Genomic DNA, 13894 nt, shown 5'->3' on the forward strand with positions numbered 1-13894 from the left:
ACGCCAGAGGTCAGAAATTGTCCTTTCTGCGCCGGATTTCTGTAAAGACATCAACGTCTTCAGCGTTCTGCATGGCCATCGATTCCTTAACGCTGGAAAGATGGGCACGCAGGAAGGGATTTGTGTCCAATTCCAGTTGCAGCGTGGAGGGCACGGTTGGCTCGCCCGCCGCGCGGGCGGTGTCGATCTGCGCGATGCGGGTCTTGAGGGCGTCGTTGTCCGGGTCGATCGTAATGGCAAAGGCGGCATTGGCCTGGGTGTATTCATGGCCGGAATAAACCACGGTTTCGGGAGGCAGAGCGGCAAGGCGCGACAGGCTGTTCCACATCTGCTCGGGCGTGCCTTCGAAGAGGCGGCCACAGCCAAGCGCCATCAGGCTGTCAGCGGTAAAGACGGCGTTGCTGTCCGGGATGTAAAAGGCGATGTGGCCAACGGTGTGGCCGGAAACATCCAGCACCTTAACCTCGTGACCGAACAAATCGAAGCTTTCACCATCCTGTACAGCGCGATCCAGATCTGGCAGCCGGTGCGCATCTGCCGCCGCGCCGGTCACCGAGGCGCCAAAGGTGCTGCACAGCTCCTTGGTCCCGTCGATATGGTCCCAGTGGTGATGGGTCAGCAGGATCTCGTCCAGCCCCCATCCGCGCTTCTTCAGGGCGGCGGTGATGGCGGCAGGATCCGGAGCGTCAACCAGTGCGGTGCGCCCCGATGCGGCGTCATGCAGCAGGAAGGCGTAGTTGTCAGAGAGGCAGGGAACGGTGACGATCTCAAGGGGCATGGTCATTCGCTTTTTCATTGTTAGACTGCCCCCAGAGTGACCCAAGCAGCAGGCGCCCGCAATGCATCTTGATGTTCAGGATCTGAGGAACTTCTACTACCGCAGTACCCTTGGCCGGGCCGCGCAGGCGGCAATCCGGGCGCGCCTGTTGCAGATGTGGCCCGATGCGACGGGGCAGACTGTTGTGGGCTTTGGCTTTGCCGCGCCGCTGCTGCGTCCCTATCTGGCGGATGCGCGGCGGGTGATGGCGATGATGCCGGGGCCGCAGGGGGTGATGCAATGGCCGGCGGGCATGCCGAATGTGTCGGTCCTGTGCGAAGAGGTCAGCTGGCCTATCGAAACCGGGCGCGTGGACCGGTTGGTGATGCTGCACGGGCTGGAGACCTCTGAACGCCCGTCGGATCTGCTGGAGGAAGCCTGGCGCGCGCTTGGCCCCGGCGGGCGGGCGATTTTCATTGTTCCAAACAGGGCAGGGTTCTGGGCGCGGTCGGACAAGACGCCCTTTGGCTATGGGCGCCCCTATACGCTGACACAGCTGGAAAACCAACTGCGGCTGCACCAGTTCACCATCGAGCAGCATACGGCGGCGCTTTACCGACTGCCGAGTTCCCGGCGGTTCTGGCTGAAATCCGGCGCGCTGCTGGAAAAGATGGGGCGGCGCCTGCCGGCGGTGCTGGCAGGAGGGGTGATCCTGGTCGAGGTCAGCAAGCAGACCCATCAGCAAAAGGGGCTGATGACCCGCGTCAAACGCAGCAACCCGATCCGGGTGCTTGAGGGGCTGTCGAACCCTGTGGCAGAACCTGCCTGACCCGCGCCATGTCCCCGTGCCGATGGCCGCAGCCATGCACAGGGCGCAATGCTAACGGTGATTCCCGCAGGTGCCCTGCCGGGCGCGTGGCGTGCTCATTTTGCGGCAAGACTGCACGAAGGGGGAACAAATGCCGTTTTTTGACCCTCAGGAATCGCAATTCGATGAAGAACTTGTTCATTTTTTGTAGCCTGTTGCGGGGGCAAAGGGCCGCAGTTCCGCTAAGGTATTGAAAACACTTAACTCGATCATTTTGCCGTTACCGTTATAGGCAGTTGATAGGTTGGGAACGCTCTGCTACATCCACGCTGATTTCGATGGCCTGCCACGCTGGTGGGCTGACTCACACCCCCGGGTGCTGCCTGACGCAGGTATGCAGACCGGGGCCAAAATAATATCGGAAGGGTGGACGTGTCCGAACCAGCTTCGATTTCTGCAGGCATCGCCGCGCGCTATGCCACAGCGGTCTTTGAGATCGCTGACGAGAACAAGGCGCTCGACAGCCTTGAGACCAGCATCAATGACCTGGCAGCTGCCCTGGCTGACAGCGAAGACCTTCAAAACCTGATCAGCTCGCCCCTGGTGACGCGCGAAGAGCAGGCCGCCGCAATCGATGCGGTCAGCACCAAGATGGGGCTGGACCCCACCTTGCGCAACACCCTGTCGCTGATGGCTGCGAAACGCCGCCTGTTCGTGGTGCCGGCTCTGATCGACTCCCTGCGCGCCAGCCTGGCTGAAGCACGTGGCGAAGTGACCGCAGAGGTCACCTCGGCCAAGGCGCTGACCAAGACCCAAAGCGAAAAGCTGGCCAAGACTCTGGCCGAGCGCGTGGGCAAGAAGGTTACCATCAATGCAACCGTCGATGAGAGCATCATTGGCGGTCTTGTCGTTAAAGTGGGTTCGAAGATGATCGATAGCTCGATCCGCTCCAAGCTCAACTCCCTACAGAATGCAATGAAAGAGGTCGGATAAATGGGTATCCAAGCAGCAGAGATTTCTGCGATCCTGAAAGACCAAATCAAGAATTTTGGTCAAGAAGCAGAGGTGGCCGAAATCGGCCGCGTGCTGAGCGTCGGTGACGGTATCGCCCGTGTGTACGGCCTCGACAACGTCCAGGCCGGCGAAATGGTCGAGTTCCCGGGCGGCATCATGGGCATGGCGCTGAACCTCGAAGCCGATAACGTCGGTATCGTTATCTTCGGTTCGGACCGCGACATTAAAGAAGGTGACACCGTCAAGCGCACCAACTCGATCGTGGACGTTCCCGTTGGTCCCGAACTGCTGGGCCGCGTTGTTGACGGTCTGGGCAACCCGCTGGACGGCAAGGGCCCCATCAACGCCAAAGAGCGCGGCATTGCCGACTCCAAAGCACCGGGCATCATCCCGCGTAAATCGGTTCACGAGCCGATGGCAACCGGCCTGAAATCGGTTGACGCGATGATCCCGATCGGCCGTGGCCAGCGTGAGCTGATCATTGGTGACCGTCAGACCGGTAAGACCGCTGTTGCTCTCGACGCGGTTCTGAACCAGAAAGTCTACAACGACGCCGCAGGCGACGACGAGTCCAAGAAACTGTACTGCGTCTACGTTGCTGTCGGCCAGAAGCGTTCCACCGTTGCCCAGCTGGTGAAGAAGCTGGAAGAAAGCGGCGCGATGGAATACTCGATCGTGGTTGCCGCAACCGCGTCCGACCCGGCTCCGCTGCAGTTCCTGGCACCCTATGCCGCAACCGCGATGGCAGAATACTTCCGCGACAACGGCAAGCACGGCCTGATCATCTATGATGACCTGTCCAAGCAGGCGGTTGCTTATCGTCAGATGTCCCTGCTGCTGCGTCGTCCGCCGGGACGTGAAGCTTATCCGGGTGACGTTTTCTACCTGCACTCCCGTCTGCTGGAACGTTCCGCGAAGCTGAACGAAGACTTCGGCTCCGGTTCGCTGACCGCTCTGCCCGTCATCGAAACCCAGGGCGGCGACGTGTCCGCGTTTATTCCGACCAACGTGATCTCGATCACCGACGGTCAGATCTTCCTGGAAACCGAACTGTTCTACCAGGGCATCCGTCCTGCTGTGAACACCGGTCTGTCAGTTTCGCGTGTGGGCTCCTCGGCTCAGACCGACGCGATGTCCTCGGTTGCCGGTCCGGTTAAACTGTCGCTGGCTCAGTACCGCGAAATGGCGGCCTTTGCGCAGTTCGGTTCCGACCTCGACGCTGCAACCCAGCAGCTGCTGGCCCGTGGTGCGCGCCTGACCGAGCTGATGAAGCAGCCGCAGTACTCGCCGCTGACCAACTCGGAAATCGTCTGCATCATCTTTGCCGGCACCAACGGTTACCTCGACAACGTCGACGTCAAGGACGTTGGCCGGTACGAAGCCGAACTGCTGAGCTTCCTGCGCGGCAAGAAGGCTGACTTCCTGCAGTGGATCACCGACGAAGACCCCAAATTCAAAAAGGGTGAGCCGGTCGAAAAAATGAAGGCGGTACTCGACGAATTCGCTGCCGACTTCGCGTAAGGAGATAAGGCAGTGCCAAATCTCAAGGACCTGAAAAACAGGATCGCGAGTGTCAAAAGCACTCGTAAGATCACAAAAGCCATGCAAATGGTGGCCGCGGCGAAACTTCGCCGCGCCCAGGAAGCTGCCGAAGACAGCCGTCCCTATGCCAAGCGGTTCAACGCCGTTATGGCATCTCTGGCAGCCTCGGTCGGCGACAGCGAAGCAGCGCCCAAGCTGCTTCGTGGCACCGGAAGCGATCAGGTACAGCTGCTTGTCGTTTTGACAGCCGAGCGTGGTCTGTGTGGTGGCTTCAACGCCAACATCGCCAAGCTGGCCCGTCAAAAGGCAGCTGAGCTGAAAGCGGCAGGCAAGACGGTCAAGATCCTGACCGTTGGCAAAAAAGGCCGCGACGCGCTGCGCCGCGACTTTGAAGCCGATTTTGTCGGTCACGTGGACCTGAGCGAGGTCAAGCGTCTTGGCTATGCCGATGCGCAGGGCATCGCAAAGGACATCCTGACCCGCTTTGACGCTGGTGAATTCGACGTCGCGACGATCTTCTACTCGGAGTTCGTCAACGTCGTGACACAGGTGCCGACGGCACAGCAGATCATTCCGGCCTCTTACGAGGGCGGCGAAGCCGAAGAAGCCTCGGCGGTATATGACTACGAACCCAGCGAAGAGGCGATTCTCGCCGACTTGCTGCCTCGTGGCGTATCCACCCAGATCTTTTCGGCGCTGCTGGAAAATGGCGCATCCGAACAGGGTGCCCGGATGAGCGCGATGGACAATGCGACACGCAACGCAGGCGATATGATCGACCAGCTGACCATCGAGTTTAACCGTTCCCGCCAGGCCGTGATCACCAACGAGCTGATTGAAATTATTTCGGGCGCCGAGGCGCTCTAAGAGACAACCGGAGACCAACAAATGGCAAATGCAAAAGGCAAGGTGGTTCAGATCATCGGCGCCGTTGTCGACGTCCAGTTCGACGATGACCTGCCCGCGATCCTGAACGCCCTCAACACCGACAACAACGGTAAGAATCTGGTTCTGGAAGTTGCGCAGCACCTGGGCGAAAACACCGTCCGTACCATCGCAATGGACGCAACCGAAGGTCTGGTTCGCGGTCAGGAAGTCACCGACACCGGCGCGCCGATCTCAATCCCCGTTGGTAACGCGACCCTGGGCCGTATTCTGAACGTCGTCGGCGAGCCCGTTGACGAAAAGGGCCCGGTGAAAGCCGAAGAAACCCGTCCGATCCACGCGGCGGCGCCTGAGTTCAACGAACAGTCGACCGAATCGGAAATCCTGGTGACAGGCATCAAGGTCATCGACCTTCTGGCGCCTTACTCCAAGGGTGGTAAGATCGGCCTCTTCGGCGGTGCCGGCGTGGGCAAGACCGTTCTCATCATGGAACTGATCAACAACATCGCAAAGGTGCACTCGGGCTTCTCCGTGTTCGCCGGTGTTGGTGAGCGGACCCGTGAAGGTAACGACCTTTACCACGAGATGATCGAATCCAACGTGATTAAGCCTGACAACCTGGAAGAATCGCAGGTTGCCCTGGTTTACGGCCAGATGAACGAGCCTCCGGGTGCCCGTGCACGTGTTGCTCTGACCGGTCTGACCCTGGCAGAACAGTTCCGCGACCAGTCCGGCACCGACGTTCTGTTCTTCGTGGACAACATCTTCCGCTTTACCCAAGCCGGTTCCGAGGTTTCGGCTCTGCTTGGCCGTATCCCCTCCGCTGTGGGCTACCAGCCGACGCTGGCGACCGACATGGGTGCGATGCAGGAGCGTATTACCTCCACCAAGAACGGATCGATCACCTCGATCCAGGCTGTGTACGTTCCCGCGGATGACCTTACCGACCCCGCACCGGCAACCACCTTTGCTCACCTCGATGCGACCACGGTTCTTAACCGTGCCATCTCCGAGCTGGGCATCTACCCGGCTGTGGACCCGCTCGACTCCTCGTCGCGCCTGATGGACCCGCAGATCGTTGGCGAAGAGCACTACGCAGTGGCTTCCGACGTTCAGCAGATCCTCCAGCGCTACAAGTCGCTGCAGGACATCATCGCGATCCTTGGTATGGACGAACTGTCCGAGGAAGATAAGCTGACCGTGGCCCGTGCCCGTAAGATCCAGCGCTTCCTGTCCCAGCCGTTCGACGTTGCGAAAGTGTTCACCGGTTCTGATGGTGTGCAGGTTCCGCTGGAAGACACAATTGCCTCGTTCAAGGCAGTTGTGGCCGGCGAATACGACCACCTGCCCGAAGGCGCCTTCTACATGGTTGGCGGCATCGAAGAGGTGAAGGCAAAAGCCGAGAAAATGGCTGCTGAGGCGGCCTAAGGAGGGCCCTGATGGCTGATACCATGCAATTCGACCTCGTGAGCCCGGAGCGGAGCCTTGCTTCGCTTCAGGTGAGCGCGGTTCAGATCCCCGGCGCGGAAGGCGACATGACGGCAATGCCGATGCATGCGCCGACCATCACCACGCTGCGCCCGGGTGTCCTGCGGGTCGAAAGCCCCCAAGGCACTTCGGAGTATGTGGTCACCGGTGGGTTTGCCGAAATCGGTTCCGAGGCGCTCTCGGTTCTGGCCGAAAAGGCAATCCCGATGGATGAAATGACCCGTGCGCACCTGGATGAGCTGATCGAGGACGCACGTGAGACCTACAAGACCGCTAAGGAAGAAGAGCAGCCCCACGACATCGTCGAGGAAGCCGCGAAACTTCTGGCGGACATGGAGGCCCTTGGCACCCACATGAGCCTCTAAGGTTCCGCGCCAAGCGAGAAAGACTTTGTAAACCGGCCCTTATGGGGCCGGTTTTCTTTTGTGCGCTCAGATGATTTTATGACGCTTCAGGGTTGTGGGTGCGTCAGGCTGCCCGCGAGCGGAGGATTGGAAATTCATGAAAAGACTGCGAAACCCGCGCACCGGGATTGATCAGGGCGATCTTGTGGTGTTTTCCGAGTTCGACAGTGGCGGCAGCATGTGGACAGGGGAGGGCGCCCGGGAGCGGCGCAAGACCGTACGGTTTTCCGAAGCCTTTGCCCGCCCGCCGGCGGTGCAGGTGTCGATGTCGATGTGGGACATGGATACCTCGGCTGCCGTGCGGGCCGAACTGGTAGCCGAGAATATAACCGCCACCGGGTTTGATGTGGTGTTTCGCACTTGGGCCGACAGCCGCGTGGCGCGGGTACGGGCAGCTTGGATGGCCATTGGCGATATGCCGTTCGAGGATGACTGGGTGGTAGACTGACCGGCTTCTGAGCGCAGCTCTGCTGAGCACATCCCGGTAATCAAACGGCCCCGGCGAGAATTTCGCGCGGGGCCGGTGTTTTTTCGGACTTCCGGTCGCTGCACCCAACGGGGCGCGCAGGCCGTCAGACGTGGCTGTAAAGCGACTCGTAGATCGGGATCAGGGTCTTGTCTTCGAACAGCGACGAGACCGAAGTGCCGTGCCAGATGTTGAGGATCGCCTGCGTGAATAGGGGCGCGGTCGGCAGGATACGGATGTTCGGCGCGGCCGAAACTGCCTCGGTCGGCTGGATGGTGTCTGTCAGAACCAGCGATTTCATCACCGAGTTGGTGACGCGTTCCACTGCCGGGCCGCTCATGACGCCGTGGGTAATATAGGCGTGCACCTCGCGCGCACCATTGTCGAGCAGCACCTGCGCCGCCTTGCACAGCGTGCCGGCGGTGTCGCACATGTCGTCGACGATCAGGCAGATCTTGTCCGTTACATCCCCGATTACGGTCATCTCGGCCACTTCACCAGGCTTTTCACGGCGTTTGTCGACGATCGACAGGGGGGCGTTGATGCGTTTCGCCAGCTCGCGGGCTCGGGCCACACCGCCGACGTCGGGCGAAACGACCATCAGATCGGCCATGTTGTCCTTGAACTGGTGCTTCACATCCAGCGCAAAGATCGGCGAGGCGTAGAGGTTGTCCACGGGAATATCGAAGAAGCCCTGGATCTGCGCCGCGTGCAGATCCATGGTCAGGATCCGCTCGATCCCGGCGCCGGTCAGCATATTGGCCACCAGTTTGGCCGAGATCGGCGTGCGGGCCTTGGTGCGGCGGTCCTGCCGGGCATAGCCGAAGTAGGGGATCACAGCGGTGGTGCGGCGGGCCGAAGAGCGGCGCAGCGCATCCGAGATGATCAGCAGCTCCATCAGGTTGTCATTGGCCGGGTTCGAGGTCGGCTGAATGATGAACATATCCTCGCCACGGACGTTCTCGTAGACTTCTACGAAGATCTCTCCGTCGTTGAACCGCTCGACACGGGCATCCACCAGCCCCTGATCGACGCCGCGGTGCATGCTCATGCGGCGGGCAATGGAATTGGCGAGCGGGAGGTTGGCGTTCCCAGCGATAAGCTTGGGTTCGTTCATGGTCGGCATTGGCTGATATCCCCGGGCAGCAACGGCAATGTGTCAGATTCGTGATATTGAACCCCGCTTAGCATGCGCCTAGGTTCCAGCCTAGTTCAAAGCCGGAGAAAAGCGACATGGCAACAATTGATTTCTACTTCTCGACCCTGTCCCCTTACACATATCTTGCGGGAAACAGGCTCGAGCAGCTTGCCGCCGCGCATGATGCACAAATTACGTACAAACCGTTCGATATTCAGGCGCTTTTCCCGCGCACCGGCGGCACCGCTCCGAAGGACCGTCATCCGGCCCGTCAGGAATACCGCCTGATCGAGATGGAGCGTCAGGCCAAGAAGCTGGACCTGCCGATCAACCTGAAGCCCGCACATTGGCCCACCAATGCGGCGCCGTCCTCCTATGCGATCATCGCAGCGCAGAACGCAGGGGGCGGTGATCTGGGCGCCCTGGTGCAGAGCATTCTGCGCGCCTGCTGGGCCGAGGAAAAGGACATCGCCGAGGATGCCGTGATCCGCGAGTGCCTAACGGCGGCAGGGTTTGATGCCTCTTTGGCAGACAGTGGCCTTCTGGCGGGCGCTGAGACGTACGGTCAGAACCTTGAAGACGCGGTTTCCGCTGGTGTTTTCGGTGCACCCTTCTATGTCACCGGTGATGGCGCCAAGTTCTGGGGCCAGGACCGGCTGGATGATCTGGACCGGCACCTGTCGGAGTAAGCCCTGGATGAAAGATCTGCCGCACGACCTGCCACAACCGGTATTCTCCCGCAGTTTCGGGGAGGGGGCCCGCCAGATGCTGGCGGTGCACTGCTCGCTGGCGCATTCCGGTACCTGGCGCGGTTTGTGCGAGGCACTGGAAGGGGCCGTGACCATCACGGCCTTTGACATGCTGTCCCATGGCCGCAGCCCCGACTGGGACCGGCAGGGTGACTATCAGGACCGCAACACGGCGGCAGGCCTATCGTTGATGCCGATGGATGAGCCGATCGATCTGATCGGCCATTCCTTTGGCGCCACAGTGGCGCTGCGTATGGCGCTGGCCCGGCCGGACCAGGTGCGCAGCCTAACCCTGATCGAGCCGGTTCTGTTCCGGGTCGCGCTGGAGGATGATCCGGAAATGAGCGCCCGAGTTCAGGAGGAGAACAGGCCCTTCCTGGACGCTTATGAAGCCGGGGACGAGGCGCTGGCGGCACGGCTGTTCAACCGCAGCTGGAGCTCTGGCGCGCCGCGCTGGCCGGATCTGCCCGAGTCCACCCGCGCAGCGATGACGCGGGCCATCCATATCGTTCCGGCCTGTGACGCGGCGGTCTATCAGGATCGGCCGGGGGTCCTGGCGCCGGGCGTTCTTGAGGCGCTCGATCTGCCGATCCTGCTGCTGCGCGGCAGTGAAACCAACCCTATCATCGGCGTGGTCAACGACGGTCTGCTGCGCCGTCTGCCCAACGCCCGATCTGGGGTGATCGCGGGCGCCGGGCATATGGTGCCGATCACCCATCCTGCCGAAACCGCAGCCGCGATTCGTGCCTTTTGGAGCGATACAGACCGCGAAACGGCGCCGGCAGGCCGTTAGGACGTCCCGGTTTCTATCACAATGTGGTGATTGTGGTGACGGTCTCTCTGAAGAAATCGAGCTTCCCGGCCTCCTCGTGAGAGGTGATATAGGTGAGGCTGCGCACCATACCGTCCCGCACGCCGTAGAAGAACTCCTGCTCAAAACGCGTCATCGCCCAGCCATTGCCGAGCGGCGTGGTGGAGAGGTCAAGAATACGCGTGCCCTTGGGGAAGACCTCGGTCCCGAGCCGGGCCAGAAGGCCGCCAAGCTCACTCACGCCATTTGCCTGCTGCCAACTGGTGTCTGCCTCATCCTTGTAGTGATCAATGCGGAAATCAATGTCCTCGGCCAGAAGTCCGAGGATTGCCGGATCTGCAGCCTCGAACAGGCGCAGGACCTGATCAATCGCAGGTCCCTGAGATTGATCATTTGATGTAGGGGTGTCCGTCTGGATGTTCATGGTAAGCTCCACTTTCTTGCTGATGTAACGAGTGGGGTCTTTCTGGCAGACCGTAGGGATATAGGTAATTGCTGGATCGGCTATCCATGGTATAGCTGATGCCTATGAATGATCTTGCGCCACTCAGGTATTTTCGCTCCGCTTATGAAACCGGAACCTTCAGCGCGGCGGCGCGGCTGAACGAGGTGCGCCAGCCGTCGGTCTCTGCCGCCATTGCCCGGCTGGAGGCGCATTACGGGGGGCCGTTGTTTCACAGGGGCGCTGCGGGGCTGGTGCCGACGGATCTGGGCCGTGAGCTGTACCAGATGGCAGGGGTGGTGTTGAACAGCCTCAACCAGATGGAGGATCGGCTGGCCCGGCGGGTGCGGCCCGTGCTGCGTCTCTATTGCTTTGCGGATGTGCTGACTTCGCCCTTTGAACAGGGGCTACGGGCAATCACCCGGGATGCGGAGGGCGCGGTGCTGCAGTTCACTGACGATGCGGCACTTGCCGATGTGGTGCTTTGCGCCGAAGACTGCGCGCCGCAGGGCATGCCGTTCCGATCTTTGTGGGAAGAAGGCTATGGCGTAGCCCTGCCTGTCGGGCACGCGCTGAGCCGGGAGGCCGAACTGAGCCTCGCGGATCTGGCTGAGGTGTCCATGATTGCGCGTCCCTATTGCCCCTCGGCAGATCTGTTCGGCGGGGTTCTGCAGGATCCTGACCCGGAAAAGGCTCTGCCTGTTGCAGCCAAGGCCATGCACGATGCCCAACTGCTGGATCTGGTCGCTGCCGGGCTGGGTGTGGCGCTGGTGCCGATGTCCCATGGCCGTGCTTCGCAGCGGATCGTGGTGCGCCCGCTGCGTGACGCCAAGGATGTGCGCCGCCGGATGGGGATTGCCCATAGGCGGACCAGCTTTGCCGCAGGGGCGGCAGATCGGCTGGCCTCGGCGCTGACAGGGCAGGGCGCCTGAGGCGCAGGTCAGATCACAGAAGGTTCAGAAAGGCTGTGATCTCGTCCCGACTGATCGACCAGTCGCAGACGAAACGTGCGGTGACCATTTCATCCCCGGGACCATCCAGCGGGCCATCCCACAGGTGATAGACCGCGCCTGCATCCAGCAACCGCTGGTGAGTGGCGCGGGGCAAGGCGGCAAAGACCATATTGGCCTGCGGCATCTCCAGCGTGGCACCTGCGGCCTGCAACCCGTCGGCCAGGAAGGCGCAGGAATCATTGGCAGCCTGTGCGCTGGACAGCCAAAGATCATCGCGCAGATAGGCCAGCATCTGCGCCGAAAGATAGCGGTGTTTGGAGAACAGATGCGCTCCGCGTTTGCGGCGCAATTCGAATTCCCAGGCGTGTTTGGGATCAAAGAAAATCACCGCTTCGACGCCCATCAGCCCGTTCTTGGTACCGCCAAAGGACACCACATCGATCCCCGCTTTCCAGGTCATGTCCGCAGGCGAGCATTTCAGCGACACCAGCGCGTTGGTGAAACGCGCGCCATCCAGATGCACCGGCAGGTCATAGTCCTTGGCCACGGCGCAGAGGGCGGAGAGTTCATCGGTGGTATAGACAGATCCGCGTTCGGTGACTTGGGTGATGGAGACCGGGCCGCGTTGCGGTCCGTGCACGCCGCGCACTTCCTCACCCGCGATGCTCTGGCGCAGGGCCTCGGCACTCATCTTGTCGCCGCCCGGCACCAGCGTCAGCTTGGCGCCACCGGTATAGAATTCCGGGGCGTTGCATTCATCCTCGTGGATATGGGCCACGGGGCTGCAAAAGATCGTCTGAAAGGGCTGCGATAGCGTTGCCAGCGCAAGGGAGTTGGCAGCGGTGCCGGTGGCGACCAGATAGATCGCTGCCTCGGGAGCTTCGAAGATATCGCGCAGGCGGTGGCGCACCGCCTCCATCTGAGCATCGGCGCCATAGCCCATGGCATAACCCATGTTTGCCTCTGTCAACGCCTCCAGAACCTCGGGGTGCACAGGGCCGGAATTGTCAGAGGCGAAAAACATCAGATGGGCTCCTCGATGATATGGTCTTCCCAGTCTTCTTCGGGGGTGTCGAATTCGGAAACGGTCATGCCCTGTACGGATACGCCTGCCTCATGCACGCTGTGCGGGCTGCCGGTTTCCAGCGGGTGCCATGCGGGCAGCGGTTTGCCCTCCCACAACAGGCGATAGGCGCAGGTCTGCGGCATCCAATAGGCGTGGGTGTCCAGATTGTCCGGCTTCAGCACGATACATTCAGGAATGAACTGGTGGCGGTTCTCGTAATGGGCGCAACGGCAGGTCTGATCGTCCAGCAGGCGGCAGGCCACGCGGGTGAGGGCGACTTCACCGGTGTCTTCGTCTTCCAGCTTGTTGAGACAGCATTTGCCGCAACCATCGCACAGCGCCTCCCACTCCTTCTGAGACAGCTTGTCGAGCGGCTTTTTCTCCCAAAAGCGCGGGGTCAGGCCGGAGCGTTCGATACCAGATCGTTTCATGCGTTTGCCAGTATGTCGCGGGCCTTGGCGCAATCGGCGTCCATCTGCGCGATCAGCCCCTCCAGCCCGTCAAAGGTCATTTCGGGGCGCAGGTACTCCACCAGCCCCACGGACAGGGTCGCTCCATAAAGATCACCGGTGAAGTCGAACAGGAAGGTTTCGATATTGGGATGATCGCCATCGAACATCGGGCGCACCCCGACCGAAGCGGCGCCGTGGTAGCTGCCCTTGTGCGGGCCGTCCAGCACATCGACCAGCACCGCATAGACGCCGAATGCGGGTGGGTGCAGCCCATCAATGGACATGTTTGCAGTGGGAAAGCCCAGGTCACGGCCGCGTTGTTCGCCGCCGATCACAGTGCCTTCGATGCGGTGCCAGTGCCCAAGCATCGCCGCGGCGTCGCGAGGGCGGCCATCGCTCAGCGCTTGGCGGATCGCGGTCGAGGAGACGGTATGTTCGGAATACTCCATCAGCGGCGCGATGGTGACGCCAAAGCCCAGATTCTGCCCAAAGCGGATCAGATCCTCGGCGGTGCCGGCGCGCCCCTTGCCGAAACAGAAATCGGCGCCCACCACCACGTGTTTCAGACCCAGACCTTCGGCCAGTACCTTGCTGGCAAAATCTTCCGGGGTCAGCCCGGACAGGGCGGCGTTGAAATTCAGCTGATAGAGCTTGTCCACGCCGAGTTTTTCCAGCCGCGATGCGCGCGCGGCGGCGGACATCAGGCGAAAGGGCGGCGCGGCGGGGGCAAAGAATTCGCGCGGATGCGGTTCAAATGTGACCACGCCCAGAGGGGCCTCCGGCGCCGCCTTGCGGGCCAGATCGATGACCGAGCGGTGACCGCGGTGAACGCCGTCGAAATTCCCGATCGCGGCGGAGGCGCCGCGATCCCGCTCTTCTACAAACTGATAGTCACGGATGATGCGCATGGCGCCTGCCT

Annotated in this window: 16 protein-coding genes; 10 read left to right on the forward strand and 6 right to left on the reverse strand. The window is 61.3% G+C overall.

Features of this window, described 5'->3' with window-relative positions:
• Window positions 1–10 precede the first annotated feature (10 nt).
• Window positions 11–784, reverse strand: a complete 774-nt coding sequence (gloB, locus tag SM764_RS12425) for a hydroxyacylglutathione hydrolase (protein ID WP_368948197.1) — start codon at window positions 782–784, stop codon at window positions 11–13.
• Between the two features lie 55 nt (window positions 785–839).
• Here gloB and SM764_RS12430 point away from each other — a divergent pair, with 55 nt between their 5' ends.
• From SM764_RS12430 to SM764_RS12460, 7 genes are all read left to right on the forward strand, one after another.
• Entirely contained in the window at window positions 840–1586 is a 747-nt protein-coding gene (locus SM764_RS12430; protein WP_065272870.1) for a methyltransferase domain-containing protein, read from the forward strand.
• 411 nt (window positions 1587–1997) lie between these two features.
• Window positions 1998–2558 carry a F0F1 ATP synthase subunit delta gene (locus SM764_RS12435; RefSeq protein ID WP_065273759.1) on the forward strand — a complete coding sequence of 187 codons (561 nt, stop codon included), beginning with the start codon at window positions 1998–2000 and terminating at the stop codon, window positions 2556–2558.
• Entirely contained in the window at window positions 2559–4100 is a 1542-nt protein-coding gene (gene atpA, locus SM764_RS12440) for a F0F1 ATP synthase subunit alpha (protein WP_065272871.1), read from the forward strand.
• Window positions 4101–4112: 12 nt separating this feature from the next.
• Window positions 4113–4988: a F0F1 ATP synthase subunit gamma gene (locus tag SM764_RS12445; RefSeq protein WP_065272872.1), complete on the forward strand. Its 876-nt coding sequence runs from the start codon at window positions 4113–4115 to the stop codon at window positions 4986–4988.
• 21 nt (window positions 4989–5009) lie between these two features.
• A complete protein-coding gene (gene atpD, locus SM764_RS12450) occupies window positions 5010–6434 on the forward strand; it encodes a F0F1 ATP synthase subunit beta (RefSeq protein ID WP_369001919.1) in 1425 nt (474 codons plus the stop codon).
• Between the two features lie 11 nt (window positions 6435–6445).
• Window positions 6446–6859, forward strand: coding sequence for a F0F1 ATP synthase subunit epsilon (locus SM764_RS12455; RefSeq protein ID WP_065272874.1), 414 nt, complete (start codon window positions 6446–6448; stop codon window positions 6857–6859).
• Between the two features lie 136 nt (window positions 6860–6995).
• On the forward strand, window positions 6996–7346 hold the full coding sequence (locus SM764_RS12460) for an H-type lectin domain-containing protein (protein ID WP_065272875.1): 351 nt from the start codon (window positions 6996–6998) through the stop codon (window positions 7344–7346).
• A 124-nt stretch (window positions 7347–7470) separates the two neighbouring features.
• On the opposite strand, the gene SM764_RS12465 is transcribed toward SM764_RS12460, so the two are convergent.
• The gene (locus SM764_RS12465; protein WP_065272876.1) at window positions 7471–8490 is read right to left on the reverse strand and encodes a ribose-phosphate pyrophosphokinase; all 1020 of its coding nucleotides are present in this window, start codon (window positions 8488–8490) and stop codon (window positions 7471–7473) included.
• Window positions 8491–8597: 107 nt separating this feature from the next.
• On the opposite strand from SM764_RS12465, the gene SM764_RS12470 reads away from it, so the two are divergent.
• Both SM764_RS12470 and SM764_RS12475 read left to right on the forward strand, forming a co-directional pair.
• The gene (locus SM764_RS12470) at window positions 8598–9191 is read left to right on the forward strand and encodes a 2-hydroxychromene-2-carboxylate isomerase (RefSeq protein WP_274837806.1); all 594 of its coding nucleotides are present in this window, start codon (window positions 8598–8600) and stop codon (window positions 9189–9191) included.
• Window positions 9192–9198: 7 nt separating this feature from the next.
• The gene (locus SM764_RS12475) at window positions 9199–10044 is read left to right on the forward strand and encodes an alpha/beta fold hydrolase (RefSeq protein ID WP_369001920.1); all 846 of its coding nucleotides are present in this window, start codon (window positions 9199–9201) and stop codon (window positions 10042–10044) included.
• Between the two features lie 16 nt (window positions 10045–10060).
• Here SM764_RS12475 and SM764_RS12480 read toward each other — a convergent pair whose 3' ends face one another.
• Complete coding sequence (locus tag SM764_RS12480) at window positions 10061–10486, reverse strand: hypothetical protein (protein WP_369001921.1); 426 nt, start codon at window positions 10484–10486, stop codon at window positions 10061–10063.
• A 98-nt stretch (window positions 10487–10584) separates the two neighbouring features.
• On the opposite strand from SM764_RS12480, the gene SM764_RS12485 reads away from it, so the two are divergent.
• Window positions 10585–11436 (forward strand): LysR family transcriptional regulator, encoded by an 852-nt coding sequence (locus tag SM764_RS12485; protein WP_082996109.1) that lies wholly within the window; start codon window positions 10585–10587, stop codon window positions 11434–11436.
• Window positions 11437–11449: 13 nt separating this feature from the next.
• Here the strand turns inward: SM764_RS12485 and SM764_RS12490 are convergent, their stop codons facing one another.
• Genes SM764_RS12490 through SM764_RS12500 form a run of 3 tightly spaced genes read right to left on the reverse strand, consistent with a single transcriptional unit; the run spans window position 11450 to window position 13883 of the window.
• A complete protein-coding gene (locus SM764_RS12490) occupies window positions 11450–12481 on the reverse strand; it encodes a threonine aldolase family protein (protein WP_274837802.1) in 1032 nt (343 codons plus the stop codon).
• Window positions 12481–12954 carry a YcgN family cysteine cluster protein gene (locus tag SM764_RS12495; RefSeq protein ID WP_274830156.1) on the reverse strand — a complete coding sequence of 158 codons (474 nt, stop codon included), beginning with the start codon at window positions 12952–12954 and terminating at the stop codon, window positions 12481–12483. The genes SM764_RS12490 and SM764_RS12495 overlap by 1 nt, the downstream gene beginning before the upstream one ends.
• A complete protein-coding gene (locus tag SM764_RS12500; RefSeq protein WP_368948203.1) occupies window positions 12951–13883 on the reverse strand; it encodes a bifunctional riboflavin kinase/FAD synthetase in 933 nt (310 codons plus the stop codon). The genes SM764_RS12495 and SM764_RS12500 overlap by 4 nt, the downstream gene beginning before the upstream one ends.
• Window positions 13884–13894 lie beyond the last annotated feature (11 nt).

The organism is Pseudophaeobacter sp. 1A16562, assembly GCF_041008785.1.
GTDB lineage: Bacteria > Pseudomonadota > Alphaproteobacteria > Rhodobacterales > Rhodobacteraceae > Phycobacter > Phycobacter gallaeciensis_A.